Annotated in this window: 1 pseudogene; it reads left to right on the top strand. The window is 46.0% G+C overall.

From position 1 onward, the window contains the following. Positions 1-302: pseudogene (locus AB4486_RS27205) on the top strand (methyl-accepting chemotaxis protein); the annotation flags it as partial.

Here is a 302-nt window from a genome sequence, read left to right as displayed (position 1 = left end):
GTTGAGCGCCGCCTGCAAAGTCGCAAAGAGCGATTCGAACAAGCGGTAGCAGATTTAGACAACCTAGATTCATCTTTGCTGCGCCGCAGTAAACAGTCTTTATCACTGCTCGCTTCACATGCGTTTTCAGCCAATGGTTCAGTATCTACCCATAAAGAAACCGTTAAACTCGATGAGTCTATCTCCCTCCAAAAGCAGGAAATTGAACAGTTGATTGATGTTCAGCTAAGTCACTTTGATGAGCTGTCTACGTACGCTGAAGATACTGCGACGCGCTTGTATCATGAGTCGATGGACTCTTC

This window comes from Vibrio sp. 10N.222.55.C6 (genome assembly GCF_041473395.1).
GTDB classification, from domain to species: domain Bacteria; phylum Pseudomonadota; class Gammaproteobacteria; order Enterobacterales; family Vibrionaceae; genus Vibrio; species Vibrio crassostreae_C.
The sequence above is the reverse complement of the archived record's forward strand: the minus strand, read 5'-3'. Positions and strand labels throughout refer to the sequence as shown.